Raw genomic sequence first — 23,570 nt, forward strand, 5'->3', positions numbered from 1 at the left:
CGGGGCGGTCACCTACCGGTGACCGCCCCGCAGGGATGTCCGATCGCTACGCGGCACCCGCGGTGTCGAGCACCCACGCGTACTCGAACGCGACTTCCTTCCACTTCTCGTAGCGTCCGCTGACGCCACCGTGGCCGGCACTCATCTCCGTCTTGAGCAGCAGCGGTGCGTCACCGGTCTTCGTCGCACGCAGCGCCGCAACCCATTTCGCGGGCTCGACGTACAGCACGCGGGTGTCGTTGATGCTGGTGATCGCGAGGATCGCCGGGTAGTCCTTGGCCTCGACGTTCTCGTACGGACTGTAGGAGCGCATGTACTCGTACACCTGCGGATCCTCGAGCGGGTTGCCCCACTCGTCCCACTCGATCACCGTCAGCGGCAGATCCGGGTCGAGGATCGAGGTGAGCGGATCCACGAACGGCACGTTCGCGAGGATGCCCGCGAACAGTTCGGGCGCCAGGTTGGCCACCGCGCCCATCAGCAGACCACCCGCGCTGCCGCCGTCGGCGACGAGCTGCGCCGGCGTCGTACGACCTTCTGCGATGAGATGCCGTGCGCACGAGACGAAGTCGGTGAAGGTGTTCTTCTTGGTGAGCGTCTTGCCGTTCTCGTACCAGTGCCGGCCCATCTCGCCGCCGCCGCGCACGTGCGCGACCGCGAACACCATGCCGCGGTCGAGCAGCGACAGCCGCGCCACCGAGAACGCCGGATCCATGCTGGCCTCGTACGACCCGTACCCGTACAGCAGCGTCGGCGCCGGATCGCCGCCGATCCCCTTGCGCCGCACGATCGACAGCGGGATGCGGGTGCCGTCGTCGGCGACGGCCCACTCGCGGTGCTGCTCGTAGTCGGCCGGGTCGAACCCGCCGAGCACGGGCTGCGATTTGCGCAACAGCAGTGCACCGGTCGCCAGTTCGTAGTCGTACACGCGCGACGGCGTGATGAACGACGTGTATCCCAGGCGTAGCGTCGGCTGGTCCCATTCCGGGTTGGAGCCGAGCCCCACCGAGAACAGTTCCTCGTCGAACTCCATCTCCGTCAACTCGCCGTAACCGTCGGCGCTGAGCGGCCAGATCGCCAACCGGGTCAGCACGTCCCGGCGGTAGCTGAGCACGAGGTGGTCGGCGAACGTGTCGATGTCCTCGAGTCGGACGTCGTGACGGTGCGGGACCAGGATCTCCATCGCGCCGGGATCGGACACCGGAGCCTGCGCCAGCACGAAGTTCTCGGCCTTCTGGCCGTCGACCACGTCGTTGTGCAGGATCAGGAAGCGGTCCTCGCCGGCGACCACGGCGTGCTCGGCGGAGTACTCGACGCCCTCGCGGCGCGGCAGGATCACCCGGAACTCGCCCTCGGGGTTCGCCGACTCGAGGATCCAGCCCTCGGTGGTCACCTTGGACCCGAGCCAGATCATCAGGTACTTCTCGCTGCGCGTGGACCCGACCGCCACCCAGTACCGCTCGTCAGGCTCGTGGAAGACCTGGACGTCCTGGTCCTGCGTGGTACCGAGCTTGTGCCGCCACACGGTGTCGGGTCGCCACGACTCGTCGACCGTCAGATAGAAGATGTGCTGGTGGTCGATGGCCCACGTCGCACCGGGCGCGGTGTTCGGAATCTCGTCGGCGAGCAGGTCACCGGTCTCGAGATTCTTGAACCGCAGCGTGTAGCGCTCGTCGCCGACGACGTCCACCGAGTACGCCAGCAGCGTGCCGTCGTGGCTCACCGAGAAGGCGCCGATGGAGAAGAACTCGTGGCCCTCCGCCTCGATGTTGCCGTCGAGCAGCACCTGTTCGCCCGGCATCGCGGTGTCGGCCGACAGTTCCGGCGGCGTCCAGTCGTCCGGTCCGGAGATGGGGCACCGGCAGTTGACGCCGTACTGCTTGCCCTCGGCGGTCCGCGCGTAGTACCACCAGTTGCCCAGCCGCGTCGGCACCGACATGTCGGTTTCCTGCGTCCGTGACTTGATCTCCTGGAACACCTTCTCCCGCAACGGATCCAGGTGCTCGAGCTGCTGCGCGGTGTACGCGTTCTCCGCCTCGAGGTACGCGATGACCTCGGGGTCCTCCTTGGCCCGCAGCCACTCGTAGTTGTCGACGAACGTGTCTCCGTGATGGGTCCGTTCGAGGGGCACCCGCTTGGCGACCGGCGGAGTCAGCGCGCTCATCTCAGCCCACCCAATCCTCGAAGGACAGACCCGAGATGCGCTCGTACGCCTCGATGTAGCGGGCGCGGGTCGCGTCCACGATCTCCTGCGGCAGCGGCGGGGGCGGGGTGTCCGACGCACGGTCCCAACCCGACGCGGGACTGGTGAGCCAGTTGCGGACGAACTGCTTGTCGAAGCTCGGCTGCACCTTGCCCGGCTCGTACCCGTCGGCCGGCCAGTACCGCGACGAATCCGGCGTCAGCACCTCGTCGGCGAGGACGAGGTTGTGGTCGGCGTCGAGACCGAACTCGAACTTGGTGTCGGCGAGGATGATGCCGCGCTCCCGCGCGAAGCTGGCCGCACGGAAGTAGATGTCCAGGGTGTCCTCGCGCAACTTCACCGCGAGGTCCCGGCCGACCTTGTCGACGACAGCCTGGAAGTCGATGTTCTCGTCGTGGTCACCGAGGTCGGCCTTGCTGGCGGGCGTGAAGATGGGTTCGGGCAGCTGGCTCGCCTCGACCAGGCCCTCGGGCAGCGCCACGCCGCACACCGCACCGGTGGCGTTGTAGTCCGCCAGGCCCGAGCCGGTGAGGTAGCCGCGGGCCACGCACTCGACCGGCACCATGTTCAGCTTGCGGACCACGAGGGCACGCCCGAGGACCTCCTCGGGGATGCGCTCGTCCAGCGGATCGCCCGCCAGGTGGTTGGTGCCACCGAGCTTCTCGAAGAAGAACACGCTCATCGCGGTGAGCACGCGTCCCTTGTCGGGGATCGGGGTGGTCAGTACGTGGTCGTAGGCCGAGATCCGGTCACTCGCGACCAGCAGCAGGTGCTCGTCGTCGATCGTGTACAGATCGCGGACCTTGCCGCCGGCCAAGTGGGTGTAGGAATCGAGTGAAGGGCGCACGTTGGCTACCCTATCGGTCCCGCAGATCGGCGCACCCCACAGCACGCGACCGCCCGGTCGGTACCGGCCGGACACTCCGCGTCCCAGGGTCCCGAGACGCAGGGACGGGCCGCGGAGAAGACCCGGGCGTCGACCGTGCGAGCCGGACCGGAGTGCCGGCGCGAGGCCGCCCGCATCGATCCGCACCGGCCGGCCGAGAACCGGCAGCAGCACAACGAGTTTCGAATGCGCGCCGCCGATGATTACCCGGCCGACCAGCACAAACCGTGCAATACTCCCGAAATTGGCTCGTCAACCCAGGAATCAGTGCGGATCGATACACACAGTCGGGAGTGTGGATGGCCACCACAGTTGATCGGGGAGGGGTCGGACTACGCTCGCAGCGCGGCCCGATCCTGGCATCCCTCATGCTCACGACGTCGCTGGTCGCCCTCGAGGGCACCATCCTCGCGACGTCGTTCCTCACGATCGTCGACGATCTCGGCGGGTTCACCGAGATACCGTGGCTGTTCTCGGGTTATCTACTTGCGCAAGCAATCACCGTTCCCATCTACGGGCGTCTCGCCGATATCCTCGGACGCCGGCCGGTCATGCTGTGGGGCATCGGCCTGTTGGCCGTCAGCTCCGTCCTGTGCGCAGTCGCGTGGAGCATGTCCGCGCTCGTCGCATTCCGGATCCTGCAGGGGATCGCTGCCGGCGCCATCACGCCGATCGGCAAGACCATCGCCGGCGACGTCTACACGGTCGCCGAACGCGCCAAGGTGCAGGGCTACCTCGGCAGCGTGTGGGCCGTCTCGGCGGTACTCGGTCCCACCATGGGGGGACTCTTCTCCGAATTCATCTCCTGGCGAGCAATTTTCATCGTCAACGTACCGTTGTGCGCCCTCGCGGGATGGATGTTGGTCCGGAACTTCACCGACCGGCCCCCGACCGCCCGGCGGCGAATCGACTACACCGGTGCAGCGCTGCTGAGCACGGGCGCCGGACTGCTGATCCTGGGCCTGATCGAGGGCGGGGACACCTGGGCGTGGACCTCCCCCGTCAGCATCGCGGTGTTCGCCGGTGCCTCGGCTCTGCTCACCGCGTTCGTCTTCGTGGAGCAGCGCGTCGCCGATCCGATCCTGCCGCTGCAATTGCTCACCCGACGCACGCTCGTCGCGGTGTGCCTGGTGTCGCTGTTCGGTGGGGCGCTCGTGACCGGCTTGACCGGGTACATCCCGACCTTCACCCAGGGCGTCCTCGGCGTCGACGCTTCGATAGCCGGTTTCGCACTGGTCGCCCTGTCCCTCGGCTGGCCCGTCGCCGCCGCGCAATCGAGTCGCCTGTACCTGCGGCACGGATTCCGAGCGACCGTGCTGGCCGGTGCGGTGCTGGTCATCGGCGGCACCGTGATCGCCACGCAACTGTCCGTGCAGTCCACGGTGTGGCACGTCTCCGGGTTGTGCTTCGTGATCGGAATCGGCATGGGCCTGGTGTCGGGGCCGTCTCTGATCGCCGCGCAGTCGAGCGTGGAGTGGGCCGAGCGCGGCGTCGCCACCTCCACGGTGTCGTTCGCAGGATCGATCGGCGGCGCGGTCGGCCTTGCCGTCTTCGGTGCGCTCGCCAACGCGAGCCTGGGGATGACCGACAGCCCGGGCACCGCCGAACTGGCCGAGGCGATGAACCTGGTATTCCTCGTCGCGCTGGGGACGGCCGTCGCGATGGCGCTGGCAGCGGCGGTGCTCCCCAGGGCCGGGGCATACGAACTCGCCGGGGATCGTTAGCCTTGTTTCGGAAATAGTGTGGGCCCGGACACCGTCGACGGATCGTCCCGGCATCGATCGTCGGGAGGGTGATGGTGACCGGCACGACCGACACGGCCACGACATCGGTGGGACTGCGCTCGGAACGCGGCCCGATTCTGTTGTCACTGATGCTCAGCACGTCCCTCGTCGCGCTCGACAGCACGATCATCGCGACCGCGGTCCTCACGATCGTCGGCGATCTCGGCGGCTTCTCGCAGTTCCCGTGGCTGTTCTCGGTGTACCTGCTGGCGCAGGCGGTCTCGGTACCGATCTACGGCAAGCTGTCCGACGCCTTCGGCCGCAAACCGATCATGTTGCTCGGTATCGCACTGTTCGCGATCGGTTCGGTGCTGTGCGGAGTCGCGTGGAGCATGCCGGCGCTGATCGTCTTCCGCGCGATCCAGGGCCTGGGCGCCGGCGCCGTCCAACCGATGGCCCTCACGATCGCCGGCGACATCTACACCGTCGCCGAACGCGCGAAGGTGCAGGGCTACATCGCGAGCGTGTGGGGCGCATCCGCGGTCCTCGGCCCGACGCTGGGCGGCGTGTTCTCCGAGTACGTGTCCTGGCGCTGGATCTTCCTCATCAACATTCCACTGTGCGCACTCGCGGCATGGATGCTGCACCGCAAGTTCGTCGAGACGACGACCGCGGTGCGGCGGCGCATCGACTACCCCGGCGCGATCCTGCTCACCGGCGGTGCGACGCTGATGATCCTCGGACTGCTCGAGGGCGGGCAGGCGTGGGAGTGGCTGTCGCCGATGGGTGTCGGCGTCTTCGTGGTCGGCGCGCTCCTGCTGGCCGGGTTCGTGCTCGTCGAGCGCCGCGTCGCCGATCCGATCCTGCCGCTGCACATGCTGACCCGCCGGGTGCTGGTGGCGAGCAGCCTGGTGTCGCTGTCGGTGGGCGCGATCCTGATGGGCCTCACGTCGTACGTGCCGACGTTCGTGCAGGGCGTGCTCGGCACCGGCGCGCTCGTCGCGGGCTTCGCCCTGGCGGTACTCACCATCGGCTGGCCCATCGCCGCGTCCCAGGCCGGGCGGCTGTACCTGCGCGTCGGTTTCCGCACGACCGCGCTGGTCGGCAGCGGCCTCGCGATCGTCGGCACCGCGCTGCTGCTGCTGCTCTCGGACAGTTCGCCGGTGTGGCACGTGGGCGCGACGTGCTTCGTCATCGGCTCCGGCATGGGCCTGATCGCCACGCCCACGCTGATCGCCGCCCAGTCCAGCGTCGACTGGTCCGAGCGCGGCGTGGTGACCTCGACCAACATGTTCGCGCGTTCCATCGGCAGCGCCGTGGGCGTCGCGGTGTTCGGCGCGCTCGTCAACTCGCGGGTCGGCGACACCGCCGAGCCGGATCCCGGCGACCTCGCCGACGCGATCCACCTGGTGTTCCTCGGATTGTTCGGGATCGCCGTCCTGATGGCCGTGTCGTCGGCGCTGATGCCGCGAGCCGAGAAGGCCGACAAGGCGGACAACGCCGCCTGACCGGTCGTCTATTCTTCACGATGTTGTCACGGTGTTCGGGAAGTCCGGTTGAAGCCGGCGCGGTACTCGCCACTGTGGGCAGGTACGTCGACTACTAGGGGTTCGACCCCAGCCACTGGATGCGCACGCATCCGGGAAGGCGTAGCCGACGGCTATCCCTGCCGAGCCAGGAGACCGGCCGTGACGCACAACTGCACGTTTTCCACGAGTCATGGAAGGCGGGTCGCTTTGCGCACCCATATTTCACCGCGAGTTCTCGCGGCCACGGCGGTCACCACCGCCTCCGTCCTGATCCTGTCCGCGTGTGGCGGATCGTCGGATTCCGACGCCGACACCGCCGCGATCTCCCTGCAGAACTGCGGGCGCACCGTCACCCTCGACGGGCCCGCCGAACGCGGCGTCACCCTCAACCAGGGTGCCACCGAGACCGCCCTGTCGATCGGCGCGCAGGACCGGATGGCCGGCACGGCCTACCTCGACGACACCATCGCCCCGCAGTGGGCCGCCGCCTACGCGCAGGTCCCGGCGCTCGACGAGAAGGACTACCCCAGCCGGGAGGCGCTGCTCAAGGTCAAGCCCGACCTGGTGCTCGCGTCGTACTCGAGCGCGTTCGACGACAAGGCCGTCGGCTCCCACGAGTCGTTCGACGAACTCGGTATCGCCACCTACGTCTCCCCGTTCGGTTGCAAGGACAAGTCGACCCGCCCCGCGGTGTCGTGGGATTCGATCGGCACCGAGATCACCGACTACGGGACGCTGTTCGGTCGCGAATCCGAGGCCGACGCCGTCGTCGCGCAGATGCGGGAGACGCTCGCCGGCATCGAGTCCGCCGCGCCCGCGACGGGCAAGAGCATCTTCTGGTACGACAGCAACACCGACACCCCGTACGTCGGAGGCAATGCGGGCGGTCCGCAGTTGATCATCGATGCGGTCGGCGGCACCAATGTCTTCGCGAACGCCGACGGCGCGTGGCTCGACGGCAGCTGGGAGACGGTGCTGGCGGCCAACCCGGACATCATCGTCCTCGCGGACGCGTCGTGGGACACGGCCGAGGAGAAGAAGACCTACCTCCGCAGCGACCCCGCGCTGAAGGATCTGAAGGCGGTGCGTGACGACGCGTTCGTCGTGGTGCCGTTCTCGGCGAGCACCCCCGGTCCCCGACTGATCGAAGGGGCGGCGCTGGTAGCCGGGCAGCTGGGCGGCAGCGGGGCATGAGTTCGACGACCCGGGCGCCGGCCCGGGCGACCGCGACGACCAGCACCGGCTGGGCGGTGATCCTGGTCGCGCTGCTCGCAGCGAGCTGCGCGGCCGGGGTCGCGATCGGTGCCGCCGATCTGTCGATCGGCACCGTCGTCGAGGCCATCGCCGGACGACTGGGCATCGGCCCGGGCACCGACCTGCTCACGATGCACATCGTCGTCGACCTGCGGATGCCGCGGGTGCTGGCGGCAGCGGCCACCGGCGCGGGACTGGCCGTGTGCGGCGCGGTGCTGCAGTCGCTGACCGGCAACCAGTTGGCCGACCCGTATCTGCTCGGCATGTCCGGGGGCGCGTCGCTGGGCGCGGTCCTGGCCCTGACCACCGGTGTGACGGCGGTGGGCGCCTTCGGGTTCGGTGCCGTCTCGTCGGCTGCGTTCGTCGGCGCCCTCGCCAGCCTGCTGCTCGTGTTCCTCATCGCGACGTCGCGGTCGGGCGCGTTGCTCCCCGGACGGCTCGTTCTCGCCGGCATCGCAGTGGGCCAGCTGGCTGCGGCGCTGACGTCGGCGCTGGTGCTGCTCGGCGACCGCGACGCCGCCCATCGGGTACTGAACTGGACCCTCGGGTCGGTGGCCGGCGTGCGCTGGTCGGGCCTGGTCGGCATCCTGGTCGTCGTCGCGGTGACGTTGGCGATCGTGCTGGGGTACAGCCGCGTGCTCGACTCGTTCGCGTTCGGCGAGCGTGCCGCCGCGAGCCTCGGCACCAACGTCGAACGGTCCCGGTGGGTGCTGTACGCGGTGGCGTCGCTGTGCACGGCGGCGCTGGTGGCGCAGGCCGGTGTCATCGGCTTCGTCGGACTCGTGGTGCCGCACGCCGCCCGGATGCTCGTCGGCCCACTGCACGCGCGACTGCTCCCGGTGGTGGCCCTGCTGGGGGCGCTGCTGCTGGTGTGGGCCGACATCGTCGCCCGCACCGTCCTGCCCGGTCGGGAACTGCCCATCAGCATCGTCACCGCCGTCGTCGGGGTGCCGGCGTTCGTGTGGCTGCTCCGACGCCGGGGAGCACGCGCATGAGCCACCACTCCCCCGAGATCCGCGTCGAGGACGTCACCTGGTCGGCGGGCGGCGCCCGGATCCTCGACCGGGTGACCTGCTCGGCACCGGAGAAGCAGTTCACCGGGCTGATCGGGCCGAACGGATCGGGCAAGACGTCGCTGCTGTCCACGATCGCCCGACTCGAGCGCCCGGACAACGGGCGGGTGCTGCTCGGGGACGACGTGACGACCGCGATGCACCGCCGCGAGTTCGCCCGCACCGTCGCACTGGTGGAGCAGCATTCGGCCACCGAACTGGATCTGACGGTGGAGCAGATCGTCGCACTCGGCGCCATCCCGCACCGCGGGGGCTGGGCACGTCCCGCCGCCCTCGGGACCGGTGACCTGGTCACCGACTGCCTCGCGACCACCGGCATCACCCATCTGCGGCACCGCTTGTGGCAGAGCCTGTCCGGTGGCGAGAAGCAGAAGACCCAGCTGGCCCGGGCGTTCGCGCAACGGCCCTGCGTGCTGCTGCTGGACGAGCCGACCAACCACCTCGACGTCTCGGCGTCACTGGAACTGCTCGAACTGATCCGCGCCCGCGGGCTCACCACGGTCGCCGCGATGCACGACCTGAACCTGGCCGCGATGTACTGCGACCACCTGGTGGTGCTGCGCGACGGCCGGGTCGTCACCGAGGGCCCGACCGAGTCGGTCCTCACCGCGGAACTGCTCGCGGACGTCTACGGCCTCGACGCCCTGGTGCAACCCCATCCACGAACGGGCCGTCCGATGGTGGTGCTGTGCGGCACCGTCGACGCGACCGCCGAAAGGTCTTTCTCATGAACACGATCCAACATGCGCGGTGGGTGGTCGTCACCGCCCCCACCGACCGCGGCGCCGATCCGCGCGACCAGGTGCTCGGGGCGCTGCACGCCCTGCAGGACCGGTACCCGGACACCGTCTTCGTGACCGCCGTCCTCGGCGGGTCGGGGCGATCGGTCACCACGGCACTCGACGAGGCGACCGCGTCCGGCGCGACCGAGGTGGTCGTGGTGAGCGCCCAGACCGTGCTCGACCGGAAGATCGATGCGTGGTTCCGCCGCGTCGTCGGGCACTGGTTGCGCGAGCAGTCCGGGGAACGGATTCCCGACGTGCGGATGGCGAATTCGCTCTCCGACACCACGAACTACACCGACCTGCTCGACGCCGCGATCTCGGGACCCACCACCCCGGCCCGCACGACCACCGCTCCCCTGACCTCACCCGCATGGGACGAGGTGCCCGGCTTCGCACGGCACGTGCTGGTGTGCCGTGGCCCGCGCTGCTCGGCCCGCGGCGGACCGGAGACGGCGCAGGCACTGGACCTCGCGCTCGAGGCCCGCGGTCTGAGTGACGACGACGTCCTCGTCACGCAGACCGGGTGCCTGTTCCCGTGCTCGCAGGCCCCGGTCGCGGTGGTGTATCCGGACAACGCCTGGTACTCCGAACTGCACGCCGGCCGGGTCGATCGATTCGTCGACGAGCATCTCGTCGAGGGCCGTCCCGTCACCGAGTGGCACGGAGCGCGGCGGTCGTCTGCGACCCTGGAGGAATGACCTTCGCCTCGCCCCGCGTCACCATCACGTACTGCACGCAATGCAACTGGCTGCTCCGCGCCGGATGGATGGCACAGGAATTGCTGAGCACCTTCGGCACCGAACTGGGCGAGGTGGCAATGATTCCCGGTACCGGTGGTATCTTCCAGATCACCGCAGGCGACCGATTGGTGTGGGATCGCAAGCGCGACAGCGGCTTCCCCGACATCGTGACACTCAAGAAGCTGGTGCGTGACGCGGTCGTGCCGGGCCGGGATCTCGGGCATGCAGATCGCGCGCACAACGACTGAGCTCGAGGGCTTGACGGTCACTCGATCAGCGACCAGTGTTGGTCAGAGGCAAGTGGGGCGAAACCGCGCCACGTGAAACGGCCGACCCCCGTCGTGCGTCGGCCGCATCGACACAGCTGTGCCGCCGCACATCGGAGCTGAGGCCGTCATGACCACCGACCGGGTAGAGACCGGCGCCATCGATTCGGATACCACCGCCGGAGTCGTCGCCGGGCTGCGAGAAATTCACGCGAGCGGTCGCACCAGAACCGCGCAGTGGCGAATCGAGCAACTGCGTGGGATCGAGCGCATGCTGGACGAGCGCGAGGACGAGATCACCGGCGCCCTCGCGCAGGATCTCGGGCGTGACGCCTTCGAATCCTGGATGTCCGACATTCTCGACCTGAAGATCGAGGCCCGGTATGCACGCAAGCGGGTGCGCCGGTGGATGCGCAGCCGACCGTGTCCGATGCCGTTGCATCAGATGCCCGCTCTGGGCTGGGTGCAGTACGAGCCGCTCGGAGTGGCGCTCGTCATCGGAGCCTGGAACGTTCCACTGCTCGTCACCCTGGGGCCACTGGTCTCCGCGCTGTCCGCGGGAAACTGCGCGGCCGTCAAGCCTTCGGAGCTGACCCCCGCGTCGTCGCATCTGCTCGCCAGGCTGCTCCCCGAGTATCTCGACGCCGAAGCCGTCGTGGTGGTCGAGGGTGACGGACACACCACTCAGGACCTGCTCGCCCAGGGCTTCGATCACGCGGTCTTCACCGGCGGCACCGAGATCGGCCGGAAGATCCTGGCCGGGGCCGCGCAGTCCCTGACCCCGGTGACCCTGGAACTCGGCGGCAAGAGCCCGGCGATCGTCATGGCCGACGCGGACCTCGCGGTCACCGCTCGGCGCATCGCCTGGACGAAGGTGCTCAACTCGGGCCAGGCCTGCATCGCGGCCGACTACGTGCTGGTCGAACGCCCTGTTCGGGACGAGTTGGTCGAGCGAATCATCGACAGCCTCGACGACTTCCGGCCGGAGTCGACGTGGCGCGGGTTGCGCATCGTCAACTCGCGCCAGTTCGACAGGTTGGCGGGATACCTTGCGAACACCGAGGCCACGATCGCGGTCGGGGGCGGCTGCGATCCCGCCACGCTGACGATCGAGCCCACCGTGTTGGTCGACCCGGATCCCCGGGAACCGGTGATGCAGGAGGAGATCTTCGGGCCGATCCTGCCGGTGCTCACCGTCGATTCACTGGACGACGCGATCTCGTTCGTCAACGCGCGACCGAAACCTTTGGCGGCCTATGTGTTCACGAAGTCGGCACGGACCCGCCGACGGATGCTCGCCGAAGTGAGTTCCGGATCCGCGGTGGTCAACCATCTCACCGTCCACGTCCTGGCGCCCCAGCTCCCACTCGGTGGTGTCGGATCCAGCGGGATGGGCCGGTACCACGGCAAATGGGGCTTCGAGGCACTGAGCAATCGAAAAGCCGTGCTGATCAAACCGTTCAAGCCCGACCCCCGGTTCGCATACCCGCCCTACACCGACCGGGCAGCCAAGGTCCTCCGCACGATGTTCCGGGCCTGAGACGGGTTGCCGTCGGCGGCAACGATATCCAGGAGGCTCACCATGACTACCGGTACGACAGCGACACCGCGGACCCTGTGCGAGGCGTTCCAGGCCACTGCGGCAAGGCACCCGGACGCCGTCGCGCTCCGCACCCCCGGCGATGCCGTCACGATCACCTGGCGCCAGTACGCCGAGCGGGTTCGCCGCGTCGCCGCGGGCCTGGCTAAACTGGGTGTCCGCCATGGTGACACCGTCGGCCTGATGCTGACCAACCGGCCCGAGTTCCATCTGGTCGACACCGGCGCATTGCACGCGGGTGCGACCCCGTTCTCGGTGTACAACACGCTCGCCGCGGAGCAGTTGAACTACGTACTGACCAACGCTGCGAACCGGATCATGTTCTGCGAGAAGAAGTTCCTTCCCGTCGTGCAGGAGGCATCGCAGGGTGCCGCCGTCGAACGGATCGTCTGCGTGGACGGTTCACCCTTGGGCACGTCGAGCCTGGCGGATCTCGAGGCGAACGATGACTCGAACTTCGACTTCGAGGCGTCGTGGCGGGCCGTCGAACCGTCCAACTTGCTCACCGTCATCTACACGTCCGGCACCACCGGGCCACCGAAGGGCGTCGAGCTCACGCATGCGAACATCGTCGCCGAGTACGACGCCATGCGAACTATCGTGGATTGGGAGCCGGAAGACAGATACGTGTCCTACCTGCCCGATGCGCACATCGCGAACCGACTCTTTCACTACGCCAACCTCGTCAACGGTCTCCAGATCACCACGCTCGAGGACGCGAAGCAGGCGGTGACGGCCTTACCGGAGGTTCGGCCCACGGTACTCGTCGCCGTGCCGCAGATCTGGTACAAGATCAAGGCCGCGATCGAGCAGGCGCTCGCCGACGAACCGAGCGCGGCGAAGAGACGTCTGGCGCACTGGGCCATCGGCCTCGGGCGCCGCAAGGCACGGCTGGAGTCCGACCGGACGCCGATCCCGCAGTCGCTGCGCATTCAGCATGCCGTCGCGGACAAGCTGGTACTCGGCTCCGTCCGCGCGAAACTCGGACTGGACGAGACACGCGTGGCGATATCGGCGGCTGCCGCGTTGTCACCGGACGCACTGGAGTTCGTACTCGGGCTCGGCATCCCGTGCCTGGAGGCGTGGGGACTGTCCGAGACCGCCGGCGCAGTCACGATCAACCGACCGGGCGCTGTCCGGATCGGCACCGTCGGGCAGGCTGTCGAGGGCGCGTCGCTCGAACTGGCGGAGGACGGCGAACTCCTGGTCAGGGGGCCGGTCGTCATGAAGGGTTATCGGAACAACCCCACCAAGACGGCCGAAGCCATCGACGCCGACGGCTGGCTTCACACCGGCGACATCGGGACCATCGACGCCGACGGCTACGTCACGATCGTGGACCGGAAGAAGGAACTGATCATCAATGCCGGCGGCAAGAACATGTCGCCGTCGAACATCGAGGGCGCCGTCCGCGCGGCCAGCGCGTTGATCGGCGGTGCGGTGGTGATCGGCAACGACCGGCCCTACGTCGTCGCCCTGCTGACGCTGGATCCCGACGCCGCGGCCGCCTTCGCGACCCGTAACGGCATCGAGAACGGTTCGCCCGGCGATCTCGCGTCGAACCCCCTGGTGCGCGCCGAGATCGACCGCGCGGTTGGGGCGGCCAACGCGAAACTCTCCCGCGTCGAGCAGATCAAGAAGTACACCCTGCTGCCGATGATCTGGGAACCGGGTGGCGAGGAGTTCACCCCGACGATGAAGCTGCGGCGTAAGCCCATCGACTCCAAGTACTCCCGCGAGATCGACGCGTTGTACGCGAACTGAGGAATTCGGCGGACGCGACTCGGACGAGCGATCAGACGAGGCCCGGAATCAACGCCTTGCGGTCGGCCGGGTACTCGACGAACTTGTCCCGATACCACTTGTGCGTGGCGAGGGCCCGCGGGATGAGGTTGCCGGCGGTGATGAGGAAGATGACGACTCCCGCGAGCGACCATGTCAGCAGGGCGAACCCGGCCCACGCGATCAATTCACCGAGATAGGCGGGACTGGAGACGAATCGGAAGCCGCCGCCCATCGGGATCCGGTACTCCGCGGCGCCCGGGTTCCTCTTGTCCCGCAGGTTGCGGACGATCGATTCGGAGCTCACCAGCAGCGCGAACCCGCACAGGTAGACGACCAGGCCGATCAGGAACCGGGGGTCGGTGAGCCACGCGGTGTCGTACTGGTGCATGTAGTCGTGGCTGAAGAACGCGCCGTTGAGGTAGCCGTGCATCGAGGTGACGATCATGCCCATGACGATCACCGAGGCGTTGAACGTGCTGCGCTTGCCCGGCACCTGCCGGATCGACAGCGGGAAGAACCAGCCGCGGTTCGCGTAGTGCAGCAACCAGATCGCGGCCAGCACCAGCGAGGTGGGCTCGAAGCGGTTCGGCCCGCTCAGGTAGAAGACCGCGAAGACGACGGTTGCGGGGATCTCCATGAGCCACCACCCCAACTTCGGGTTCAGGTTGAAACCCAGGTTGGTGGAAGAGAATCGGCCATACGAGCTCTGCGCGAAGAACCCGCCGACGATCACGAAAGCCGCGAAGGCGAACGCGCAGGTCAGGATGGTGTCGTAGACGGCGTCCCCGGTGTACCAGTGCATGAAATTCCTTCGGTGAGCGTGGCCGGCACAGCACGCGTCACTCGGCCACACCACCACGAACCAGCTACAAACTGGAACATGTTCTACCACGCCGGACAGCCGCCGGTCGACACTTTCCGGACATGTGTCCACGCATCTCGGTCTTGACCGAGACAGAAGGCCAGGCGACTACGCGGCCGACGCCGCACCCAGTTCGATCGCCAGCACACCGGCGATGATGAGCGCGATACCGAGACCCATCCGAGGGGTGAGCGGGTCACGGAAGATGAGGCGACCCAGGATCGCGGTCAACGCGACCCCGCACGCCACCCAGATGCCGTACACGACACCGACCGCCATGCCTCGATCGAGCACGACGGCGATGAGGCCGAACGCGGTGACGTAGGCGACCGCAGTCGGCAACAACCACCACCTGCGCCGGCCACCGTCGGAAACCTTGAGGCACAACGTTCCTGCAACCTCGACGACGATCGCCGCGACGAGCAGAACCCAGGTCACCGCACCGACTCCCGGGCCTCCGCGTCGGCGCCCGCACGCGCCTCCTCCGCCGACTGGGAGCCGAGTTCGACGACCAGGACCCCGGCGATGACGAGCGCAATGCCGATGCCCATGAGGACCGTCAGCGCGTCACCGAAGAGCAGTGCCGCCGCGACCGCGGTGATGGTGATGCCGCAGGCACCCCAGATTCCGTACGCGACACCGACGGGCATGAGTCGCAGGACCGCGGACAGGAACCCGAAGGACGCGACGTAGCCCGTTGCCACCAGGACGTACCACGCCGGATGGTCGACCGCGGCACGCAGCGACAACGTCGCCACGACCTCGCACACGACCGCACCGGAAAGGAGCCACCACCTCATGCCGCCCACGGTAGCGGTCAGTCCGGACGCGGCCCGAAAGTGTCGAGCATGACGATCGGTCCGTCGTCGACTCGCGTCTTCGCGTCGATCTCGAGCAGACCGGCGAAGGCCTTCGCCGTGTACACCGGATCGAGGGGCACGCGGTACTCGGTCCCGACGCGCTGCGCGGCCCGCCCCTCCGCGGTGGCGTACCCGTAACCGGGACCGAGGTATTCCCGGGTCACGGTCAGGCCGGCCGAGCGGAGGTCGACGTCACCCAGTTGCGCGCCGCGGCGGCGCAGCAGCGATTCGGCCCGGCCCGCGAGATCCCGGATCTCGGCGGCGCCCAGCGGCAGGGTGTCGTTGACGACGACGCCGACGACACCGGTGCGCAGGCCCGCCAACTGCAGGCCCAACAGCAGCCCCGCCACGGTGCCGCCCGATCCGACCGGGGCGACGATGTGAGCCGGTTCCGGAATCTCCCCGGCCTCGACCTGCGCGGCCAACTCCAGTGCGGCCTCGACGTATCCGAGTGCACCGATCGGGGACGAGCCACCGGGAGGCAGGTAGTACGGCAGCCGTCCGCCGCGAATGTGCCTGAGCATCAACCACGGTGCGCACGCGAGCGTCCGGACCTTGTTCCGGGTGAAGTGCAGGGTTGCGTCCGAGCGCTGCAGCCTGGCCAGTTGGGCCCGCACATGGTCGTCGACGGGCTGATCGATGAGTGCGATCGCGGTCTCGATGCCGAACTCCTTGGCATACAACGCGGTCGCCAGGCCCCAGTTGGTGCCGAGGCCGCCGACCGTGACGATCCGCCGCGACTTCCGAGCCAGGACGTCGGGGATGATCCACTCGAGTTTGCGGACCTTGTTGCCACCCCAGCCACCGGAGCCGAAGGTGCTGTCGTCCTTGACCCAGATCCGGTTTCGCGTTCCCAGCCCGTCGAGCCTGCGGACCGGGGTGGGCACCTCCCCGAGCCGGACATGGGGCAGCGACGCCGCGAGTTCGGGAAAACGCTGATGCAGAAACGGAGCCGTCGTCACGTCAGGCATCGCGCGAGCCCAGCCGACCACGGATCGATCCGGCGAGGTAGTCGAGGTCGGGCCGGGGCGGCACCGTGGGCCGGCCGCGCAGCCCGAACCCGTCCCCCACTGTCCGCGGCACGACATGCAGATGCACGTGGAACACCTCCTGACCTGCCACCACACCGTCGGCGAGGAAGAAGTTCACCCCCTCCGCGGCCACCGAACTGTCCCGCAACGCCCCCGCCATCTGCTGCCCCACCTGGAACAATCGTCCTCCGTCTTCGGGATCCAACTCGGCCAGATCCGATGCATGCTTCTTCGGCACCACGAGCAGGTGACCTGGTGTGAACGGACGGATGTCCATGAACGCAAGCGTGTCCGCATCCTCGTACACGAGACTCGATTCGGCCTCGCCGGCAACGATGGCGCAGAAGACGCAGTGGCTCATGCCTGCTGATGTTAGGTGGCGAATGCCGGTGCGACGAAGCGTTGTACCAACTGTCGCTCCATGCGCGTGTCGGCGGCGGGCCACGCGAGCAGGGTGAGCACCACCCGGACGATCCACTGCCCGCCCGCCTCGTCCTCGGCTGTGCCGGTCAGGGCGGTCGCCACCCGGCCCAGATCGGGCGAGGACGCGAGGTAGTCGTCGGCCGCCGCGGTACGGGTGTGGGCGAACCAGTCCGACAGCGTCGCATCCGCACGGACCGCCGCGACGGCGGTCAGGATCGCTTCGACGACCCGTGCGGGCCCGACGAGATGCTGCACGGCACGGGTGACCTCCTCGGCGACCGATGCGGCCGCCGACGCCACGACGGCCGACACCAGTGCGGGCTTGCCGCCGACGTAGCGGTAGAGAGTTGCGCGCGAGCAGCCGGCGCGCTCGGCGATGTCGTGGACCCCGACCTGATCGAACCCGCGCTCGACGAACAACTCGGTCGCGGCCGCCGTGATCCGTTCGACCGCGAGTGCGCGACGGTTCCCGCCCGTCAGCCAGTCGTCCCGCTCCGTCACTCCACCCACCCACCGATCGCCGACGTCGTTTCGTCTCATCTTGAGACAGAACTGCTGGGATGTCTACAACGAGAACGCCCCTTCCGGTGCGCTCACCTGCGCGGACAACGCGCCGCCGACTGCAACCTGAGACACCGCATATCTGCAGTTCACCGTCATTTTCTCAGTTTCCGGCGGCCTCTTGACAGTGCCCGGCGACGCCGTGAACCGTGGCATCACTGCAACACGTTCCACACGCCATCGAAAGGACGGTTCGTGACCACGACACCGCCGGACGGCATCGACGTCCTCGCCGCCGAACACCTCGACGACCCGTACTCGCTGTACCGGGACCTCCGCACCCACGCACCCGTCCACCGGATCCCGGGCACCGACTTCCACCTGGTGTCGTCGTGGGCACTGGTGACCGAGGCGCTGGGCCGTCCCGAGCACTTCTCGTCGAACCTGACCGGCGCGCTGGTGCAGCAACCGGACGGCCCACCCGTCACGTTCGACATGGACGGCGGCGGACGGGCCGTGCACGTGCTGGCGACCGCGGACGACCCCACCCACGCCGCGCACCGCACGCTGGTCCTCGCCACCCTCGCCAAGCGCATCCGCACCCTCGGCCCCTCCGTCCGCGCACTCGTGGACGAACTGTGGGACACCGGACTGGGGCCGGACGGCGCCTTCGAATGGGCCGGCGACATGGCCGACACCCTGCCGCTCAGACTCGTCGCGAGCCTGATCGGGCTGCCGCAGAGCGATGTTCCCCGGCTGCTGTCGTGGGCGTACGACAGCACCGAGCTGCTCGGCGGGGTGGTCACCGGCGACCGACTGGGCGAGCTGGTGACCTCCGCGGCCGAACTCGCCGGCTACCTGCACACCGAATTCACCGCGGCCAGAAGTGATCCGCGGACAGACCTGCTCGGCGTCCTCGCCCATGCCTGCAACGAGGGTGAACTCACCGACGACGTCGCGGTGCTGATCCTGGTGCAACTGGTCGGCGCCGGCGGCGAGTCCACCGCGGGGCTGATCGCCAACGGCGCCCGGATCCTCGCCACCGATCCCGCGCTGCAGGACCGACTGCGCCGGGACCCGTCGTTGATCGACCCCTTCCTGGACGAGGCCCTGCGGCTCGAGTCACCCTTCCGCGGACACCACCGGAACGTGGTCGAGGACACCACGCTGGGCGGCGTGCACCTCCCCGCGGGCAGTCACCTCCTGCTGCTGTGGGGTGCAGCCAACCGCGACCCGTCCGCGTTCGAAAACCCCGATGCGGTCGTCCTGGACCGCCCGAACCTCAAGGGCCATCTCGCGTTCGGCAGGGGTGTGCACTTCTGCATCGGCTCGGCACTGGCGCGAATGGAGGCCCTCGCAGCCCTGACCGCACTACTCGAACGCACCACGTCGTTCACGATCGCCGACGGCGGCGCACGCTGGGTGCCGAGCCTGTTCGTGCGCCGTCACCGATCCCTGCCCCTGCGGCTCGAGACGAAACCGGCCCGATCGTAGTCGTGGAGACCCTCAGCGGCCCACCCGAATTGGAATCCGGGGCCATCTTCCCGCTGGCCGGACACCACCTCCCCGGCCACGAACATCCAACCTAGTGTGACGGGCACCACAAGTAAGCCGACCCCGAGGACAGGAGCTCCCTATGAGCGCTCGCGTACCCGTCGCCCCGATCGACGCCGCCGACATCGACACCTACGACCACGAGACCGATGTCCTGGTCATCGGCTACGGCTGCGCCGGCGCGTCCGCCGCACTCGAAGCGAACGCCGCGGGCGCCGAGGTGGTTCTGCTCGAGCGGCAGAGCGGTGGCGGCGGATCGTCGGCGCTGTCCGGCGGCGAGATGTATCTCGGCGGCGGCACCCCGATCCAGGAGGCGTGCGGCTTCGCCGACACCGCCGAGGCGATGGAGAAGTTCCTACTCGCCGCGCTCGGCCCGGATGCCGATCAGGAGAAGGTGGGCCTCTACAGCCGCGAGAGCGTCGCGCACTACCAGTGGCTCGTCGACCACGGCGTGCCGTTCAAGCCGTCGCTGTGGGATTCCCCCACGTGGGTACCGCCCACCGACGACGGCCTGATGTGGATGGGCGAGAACGCCTATCCGTTCTACGAGCTCGCCGAACCGGCCCCGCGCGGGCACCGCGTCACGTCCGACGGCTTCGGCGGCAAGGTGCTCATGGCGGTGCTGAGCGAGGCCGTCGCGAAAACCGACATCGCGGTCCACACCGACTCCACCGCGCTGCGCCTGATCGTCGAGGACGGCCGCGTCGTCGGCGTCGTCGCCCGGCACTTCAACGACACCGTCACCTACCGTGCCCGACGCGGCGTGATCATCACGACCGGCGGGTTCGCCGACAACAAGGAGATGCTCGCGCAGCACGCGCCGCAGCTGGTGGGTCTGGGCGTCAACAGCGACGGCGGCGACGACGGACGCGGCATCGTGATGGCGCAGGCCGTCGGCGCGGCGGTCAAGCACATGTCCGCCGGCCAGGTGGGCATCTCGCTGGTGCCCGGAATGATGGTGCGCGGCATGATCGTCAACAGCGTCGGCCAGCGGTTCATCAACGAGGACGTCTACCCCGGCCTGGTCGGGCAGGCGGCACTGTTCAAGCACAACCTGCAGGTGTGGGTGATCCTCGACGAGCAGGCGTACGAGGAGGTCCCGGTCGACGAACGCTGGGGCGTGCAGCCGCATTTCGTCGCCGAGACGCTCGAGGAGCTCGAGCGCGAGATCGGAATGCCCGAGGGCGCACTGCAGAACACGGTCGGCGAGTACAACCGCTTCGCCGAGCACGGCGAGGACCCCTACTTCCGCAAGTCGTCGCGCTGGCTGCGTCCGCTGCAGTCGCCGTTCGCGGCCATCGACGTCCAGCGTGGCATGGCCCCGCCGGAGTACGGCGACGGCGGAACCGGCGGTGGCGGCGCCGAGGTGTTCACCATCGGCGGCCTGCGCACCACCGTCGACGGCCGGGTCCTAGACCTCGACGACGACGCGATCCCCGGGCTCTTCGCGGCCGGACGCGCGACGTCGGGCCTGCACTCGTGGGGCTACATCAGCGGCACGTCGCTCGGTGACGGCACCTTCTTCGGCCGTCGCGCCGGCGTCGCCGCCAGCGCCGTCACCCCGGGCGAGTAACGCCGCATACCGGCCGCCGAGCGCGCGCAACTCCTCGTGGGTGCCGCGCTCGGCGACCCGGCCGTGGTCGAGAACCACGATCCGGTCGGCGTCCCGGATCGTGGACAGCCGGTGCGCGATCGTGATCGTGGTCCGGCCGCGGCTGACCACGTCGAGCGCGGCCTGCACGGCCCGCTCGGTCTCGTTGTCCAGCGCGCTGGTGGCCTCGTCGAGCACCAGGATCCGCGGATCCCGCAACAGGGTTCGTGCGATCGCGATGCGCTGCTTCTCGCCGCCCGAGAACCGGTGCCCGCGCGCGCCGACGACGGTGTCGTAGCCGTCGGGCAGCGACGAGATCAGCTCGTGCACCTGCGCGGCCTTCGCCGCGGCCTCGATCTCGGCGTCGCTCGCGTCGGGGCGCGCGTGCCGCAGGTTCTCCCGGATCGTCGCGTGCAGCAGGTACGTCTCCTGCGAGACGACGCCCACCAGCTCGGACAGTTCGGCGAGGGAGATGTCGCGCAGGTCGACGCCGTCGATCGTGACCCGCCCCGACGTCGGATCGTGCAGTCGCGCCACGAGTGACGCGAGAGTGGTCTTGCCGGAGCCGGTTTCGCCGACCAGCGCGAGCGACGACCCGGCCGGTACCTCGATCGTCACATCGGCCAGGGCGTCACGGTCGGCGCTGCCGTAGCGGAAACCGACACCGTCGAAACGCACACCGCCGTCGACCCTCTCCCGCGGCATCGGCACCGGATTCTCCGGTTCGTCGATCTCCACCGGTAGATCCAGGTACTGGAAGATCCGGCTGAACAGTGCCAGTGAACTGGTCACGGACACACCGACGTCGAGCAGTCCCATCAGCGGACGGAACAGCGTCGTCTGCAGTCCGGTGAAGGCCACCAGCGTGCCGATCGTCATCCCACCGGACGTCGCGGGCAGCCCGGCGGCGAGGTAGAGCAATGCGGGAATCGCGGAGAAGACGATGCTCATCGTCGCCATCCGCCACCGCCCGGACAGCTGGGAGCGGACCTCGAGATCCACCAACCGGTGCGAGGTGTCGGCGAACCGCTCCGACATCGCCGGTCCGGCCCCGAGCGTCTTGCCCAGTTGGATACCGCTGATCGAGAGGCTCTCGTCGATCTGGGTCTGCATGTCCGCCAGCGCCTTCTGCCGCTGCGCGGTGATCTCGCGGCGCATGAGCGCGACCTTGCGGGTGAGCCAGATCGCCGGCGGCAGCACGATCAGCGACAGCAGCGACAGGCGCCAGCTGAGCACCGCCATCGCGATCGCGGTGCCGACGACCGTGGTCACATTGGACGCGATCGACGTGGCCGTGGACGTCACGACGGTCTGCATGCCGCCGATGTCGTTGGTGAGCCGCGACTGGATCTCACCGCCGCGGGTGCGGGTGAAGAAGCCGAGCGACTGCCGCTGCAGGTGCGTGAACACCCGGGTGCGGAGGTTGTGCATGATCCGCTGGCCGACCGTCGTCGAGATCCAGGTCTGGATCACGCCCAGCACCGACCCGGCGACCGTGATGGCGAGCATGCCGAGCACGGCCCACACCAGCAGGCTCACGTTCTGTTCCGGGATCGCGCGGTCGATCACCTCGCGGACGAGGAACGGGTTGGCCAGCGAGATCGTGGACGACACCACGATGAGCGCCATCACCACGCCGATCTGCCAGCGGTACGGCGCGAACAGCGCGCCGATCCGACGGAGGCTGACCGGGGATTCCTCGAGCTGGGCGCGGTCGGCGGGATCGACCTTGCGGGCACGCGTGGGACGACCACCGCCGGGTCCGCCGAATGGAGGGCTTGTCATTGCACCACCCCTCTCAGATGTCGGGGCAAGCCTTTACTGAGGTTGCCTCAACATGAGGTAACTGTCAAGTGAGGTAGGCTCCGACAGCATGACGGACGTATCGGCCGAGCAGCTCCGTGACCTCGTGATGTCCACGTCGCGAGGGCTGCGCCGACGCTGGTTCACCGCGCTCGAACCGTGGGGACTCTCCCCGCACGAGTTCCGCGCGCTGCGGGCCATCGACCGCGAGGCTGACGGCCGCCCCCGGCTCGGCGACGTCGCGAAGGCCCTGCGCATCGCGCCCCGCTCGGCGACCGAGGTCGTGGACCGACTGCAGAAGCGCGACCTCGTCGAACGCGTCGCCGACGGCGTCGACCGCCGCGCCGTGTGCGTGCAGCTCACCGAGACCGGCCGCAGACTGGTCGACGAGATGTCCGCCGCCCGCGACGCCCAGGCCGCGGACTTCTTCGCCCCGCTCGACGCGCGCGACCGCAACGAGCTCAGCCGGATACTGGGCAAGCTCACCGCCGACGACGGCTGCTGACCTCAGTCCCGGTCCGCGAACACAGCAGGGGCGAACGTGAAGACGAAGTAGTCCCGGCCGGCGAAGACGAACGTCGCCGCCTCGGTCATCCCGTAATGCCGGTGCACGGCAAGCGACTTCGCGTTCGCGGCCTCGACGAACGCCACACCGAGGTCGAAGCGGTCGCGGAGTTCACGACTGAGCGCGGCGAGCAGCTTCGTCAGCACCCCGCGGCCCTGGAACCTCGGATCGACTGCAGCGGGCCCGTACAGGAACAGGCGTCCGCTCCCCTCCCCCACCGCGTCGACCGCCAACCGCGGCGGACCCGACGTCGCCGCACCCGGCTCGGACGTCATCGCGAACCCGGCGAGGGTGCCGTCCTCCTCGGCGACGAAGACCCCGGTGCCCTCCTGGAAGCGGGCCAGGTCGTCCTCGCCCATGCTCCCCTGCACGAAGCCGCGCTCGGCGCGCTCCGCGGCGGACAGTCCGTCGCCACGCGACGCGTTCATCAGTGCGAGGATCGCCTCGCGGTCCTGGGGCCCGGAGCGGCGCACGGTGAGAGTCATACCCCGATTATCGGACCACCGCCGGAAGCACGAACGGGAATCCCCGGCAC

At 68.7% G+C, this 23,570-nt stretch carries 21 protein-coding genes, 1 pseudogene and 1 riboswitch; of the genes and pseudogenes, 12 read left to right on the forward strand and 10 right to left on the reverse strand.

Going from position 1 to position 23,570, the window contains the following annotated elements; translation table 11 throughout:
* Positions 1-46 precede the first annotated feature (46 nt).
* Both IJ15_RS0101010 and IJ15_RS0101015 read right to left on the reverse strand, forming a co-directional pair.
* Positions 47-2,164, reverse strand: coding sequence for a S9 family peptidase (locus IJ15_RS0101010; protein ID WP_031936489.1), 2,118 nt, complete (start codon positions 2,162-2,164; stop codon positions 47-49).
* Between the two features lies 1 nt (position 2,165).
* Positions 2,166-3,050, reverse strand: coding sequence for a phosphoribosylaminoimidazolesuccinocarboxamide synthase (locus IJ15_RS0101015; RefSeq protein WP_031936490.1), 885 nt, complete (start codon positions 3,048-3,050; stop codon positions 2,166-2,168).
* A gap of 338 nt (positions 3,051-3,388) precedes the next feature.
* Between IJ15_RS0101015 and IJ15_RS0101020 the strand changes: the two genes are divergently transcribed.
* The 9 genes from IJ15_RS0101020 to IJ15_RS0101060 all read left to right on the forward strand — a co-directional run bounded on the left by IJ15_RS0101020 (position 3,389) and on the right by IJ15_RS0101060 (position 13,824).
* Complete coding sequence (locus IJ15_RS0101020; RefSeq protein ID WP_031936491.1) at positions 3,389-4,813, forward strand: MFS transporter; 1,425 nt, start codon at positions 3,389-3,391, stop codon at positions 4,811-4,813.
* A gap of 74 nt (positions 4,814-4,887) precedes the next feature.
* Positions 4,888-6,321, forward strand: a complete 1,434-nt coding sequence (locus IJ15_RS0101025; RefSeq protein ID WP_231569378.1) for an MDR family MFS transporter — start codon at positions 4,888-4,890, stop codon at positions 6,319-6,321.
* A gap of 12 nt (positions 6,322-6,333) precedes the next feature.
* Positions 6,334-6,518, forward strand: a riboswitch (cobalamin riboswitch).
* Positions 6,519-6,549: 31 nt separating this feature from the next.
* Entirely contained in the window at positions 6,550-7,536 is a 987-nt protein-coding gene (locus tag IJ15_RS0101030; RefSeq protein WP_051918424.1) for an ABC transporter substrate-binding protein, read from the forward strand.
* Positions 7,533-8,591, forward strand: coding sequence for a FecCD family ABC transporter permease (locus IJ15_RS0101035; protein WP_031936494.1), 1,059 nt, complete (start codon positions 7,533-7,535; stop codon positions 8,589-8,591). The genes IJ15_RS0101030 and IJ15_RS0101035 overlap by 4 nt, the downstream gene beginning before the upstream one ends.
* Positions 8,588-9,400, forward strand: coding sequence for an ABC transporter ATP-binding protein (locus IJ15_RS0101040; RefSeq protein ID WP_031936495.1), 813 nt, complete (start codon positions 8,588-8,590; stop codon positions 9,398-9,400). The genes IJ15_RS0101035 and IJ15_RS0101040 overlap by 4 nt, the downstream gene beginning before the upstream one ends.
* Entirely contained in the window at positions 9,397-10,152 is a 756-nt protein-coding gene (locus IJ15_RS0101045) for a (2Fe-2S) ferredoxin domain-containing protein (RefSeq protein WP_031936496.1), read from the forward strand. The genes IJ15_RS0101040 and IJ15_RS0101045 overlap by 4 nt, the downstream gene beginning before the upstream one ends.
* Positions 10,149-10,442, forward strand: coding sequence for a SelT/SelW/SelH family protein (locus IJ15_RS0101050; protein ID WP_031936497.1), 294 nt, complete (start codon positions 10,149-10,151; stop codon positions 10,440-10,442). Before IJ15_RS0101045 ends, IJ15_RS0101050 begins: the two co-directional genes overlap by 4 nt.
* 148 nt (positions 10,443-10,590) lie before the next feature.
* Entirely contained in the window at positions 10,591-12,000 is a 1,410-nt protein-coding gene (locus IJ15_RS0101055; RefSeq protein WP_051918432.1) for an aldehyde dehydrogenase family protein, read from the forward strand.
* A gap of 42 nt (positions 12,001-12,042) precedes the next feature.
* Positions 12,043-13,824: an AMP-dependent synthetase/ligase gene (locus IJ15_RS0101060; RefSeq protein WP_031936499.1), complete on the forward strand. Its 1,782-nt coding sequence runs from the start codon at positions 12,043-12,045 to the stop codon at positions 13,822-13,824.
* A gap of 31 nt (positions 13,825-13,855) precedes the next feature.
* Here the strand turns inward: IJ15_RS0101060 and IJ15_RS0101065 are convergent, their stop codons facing one another.
* The 6 genes from IJ15_RS0101065 to IJ15_RS0101090 form a co-directional block, all read right to left on the reverse strand.
* Positions 13,856-14,647: a phosphatidylethanolamine N-methyltransferase family domain-containing protein gene (locus tag IJ15_RS0101065; RefSeq protein WP_031936500.1), complete on the reverse strand. Its 792-nt coding sequence runs from the start codon at positions 14,645-14,647 to the stop codon at positions 13,856-13,858.
* 168 nt (positions 14,648-14,815) lie between these two features.
* Entirely contained in the window at positions 14,816-15,145 is a 330-nt protein-coding gene (locus tag IJ15_RS0101070) for a DMT family transporter (RefSeq protein ID WP_031936501.1), read from the reverse strand.
* Positions 15,142-15,507 carry a DMT family transporter gene (locus tag IJ15_RS0101075; protein WP_031936502.1) on the reverse strand — a complete coding sequence of 122 codons (366 nt, stop codon included), beginning with the start codon at positions 15,505-15,507 and terminating at the stop codon, positions 15,142-15,144. Before IJ15_RS0101075 ends, IJ15_RS0101070 begins: the two co-directional genes overlap by 4 nt.
* Before the next feature lie 17 nt (positions 15,508-15,524).
* Positions 15,525-16,538, reverse strand: coding sequence for a 1-aminocyclopropane-1-carboxylate deaminase/D-cysteine desulfhydrase (locus tag IJ15_RS0101080; protein WP_031936503.1), 1,014 nt, complete (start codon positions 16,536-16,538; stop codon positions 15,525-15,527).
* Positions 16,531-16,959: an HIT family protein gene (locus tag IJ15_RS0101085; RefSeq protein ID WP_031936504.1), complete on the reverse strand. Its 429-nt coding sequence runs from the start codon at positions 16,957-16,959 to the stop codon at positions 16,531-16,533. Before IJ15_RS0101085 ends, IJ15_RS0101080 begins: the two co-directional genes overlap by 8 nt.
* An 11-nt stretch (positions 16,960-16,970) precedes the next feature.
* Entirely contained in the window at positions 16,971-17,561 is a 591-nt protein-coding gene (locus IJ15_RS0101090) for a TetR/AcrR family transcriptional regulator (protein ID WP_051918425.1), read from the reverse strand.
* 216 nt (positions 17,562-17,777) lie between these two features.
* On the opposite strand from IJ15_RS0101090, the gene IJ15_RS0101095 reads away from it, so the two are divergent.
* Together IJ15_RS0101095 and IJ15_RS0101100 are read left to right on the forward strand one after the other, a co-directional pair.
* Positions 17,778-19,016 carry a cytochrome P450 gene (locus IJ15_RS0101095; protein WP_051918426.1) on the forward strand — a complete coding sequence of 413 codons (1,239 nt, stop codon included), beginning with the start codon at positions 17,778-17,780 and terminating at the stop codon, positions 19,014-19,016.
* Between the two features lie 142 nt (positions 19,017-19,158).
* Positions 19,159-20,571: pseudogene (locus tag IJ15_RS0101100) on the forward strand (FAD-dependent oxidoreductase); the annotation flags it as partial.
* Here the strand turns inward: IJ15_RS0101100 and IJ15_RS0101105 are convergent.
* Positions 20,488-22,452, reverse strand: a complete 1,965-nt coding sequence (locus IJ15_RS0101105; protein ID WP_331281002.1) for an ABC transporter ATP-binding protein — start codon at positions 22,450-22,452, stop codon at positions 20,488-20,490. The pseudogene IJ15_RS0101100 and the gene IJ15_RS0101105 sit on opposite strands and share 84 nt — an antisense overlap.
* Positions 22,453-22,540: 88 nt before the next feature.
* On the opposite strand from IJ15_RS0101105, the gene IJ15_RS0101110 reads away from it, so the two are divergent.
* Complete coding sequence (locus IJ15_RS0101110; RefSeq protein WP_031936509.1) at positions 22,541-22,975, forward strand: MarR family winged helix-turn-helix transcriptional regulator; 435 nt, start codon at positions 22,541-22,543, stop codon at positions 22,973-22,975.
* A 2-nt stretch (positions 22,976-22,977) separates the two neighbouring features.
* Here IJ15_RS0101110 and IJ15_RS25210 read toward each other — a convergent pair whose 3' ends face one another.
* Positions 22,978-23,520 carry a GNAT family N-acetyltransferase gene (locus IJ15_RS25210; protein WP_051918428.1) on the reverse strand — a complete coding sequence of 181 codons (543 nt, stop codon included), beginning with the start codon at positions 23,518-23,520 and terminating at the stop codon, positions 22,978-22,980.
* Between the last annotated feature and the right edge of the window lie 50 nt (positions 23,521-23,570).

Source organism: Prescottella defluvii (assembly GCF_000738775.1).
Taxonomy (GTDB): domain Bacteria; phylum Actinomycetota; class Actinomycetes; order Mycobacteriales; family Mycobacteriaceae; genus Prescottella; species Prescottella defluvii.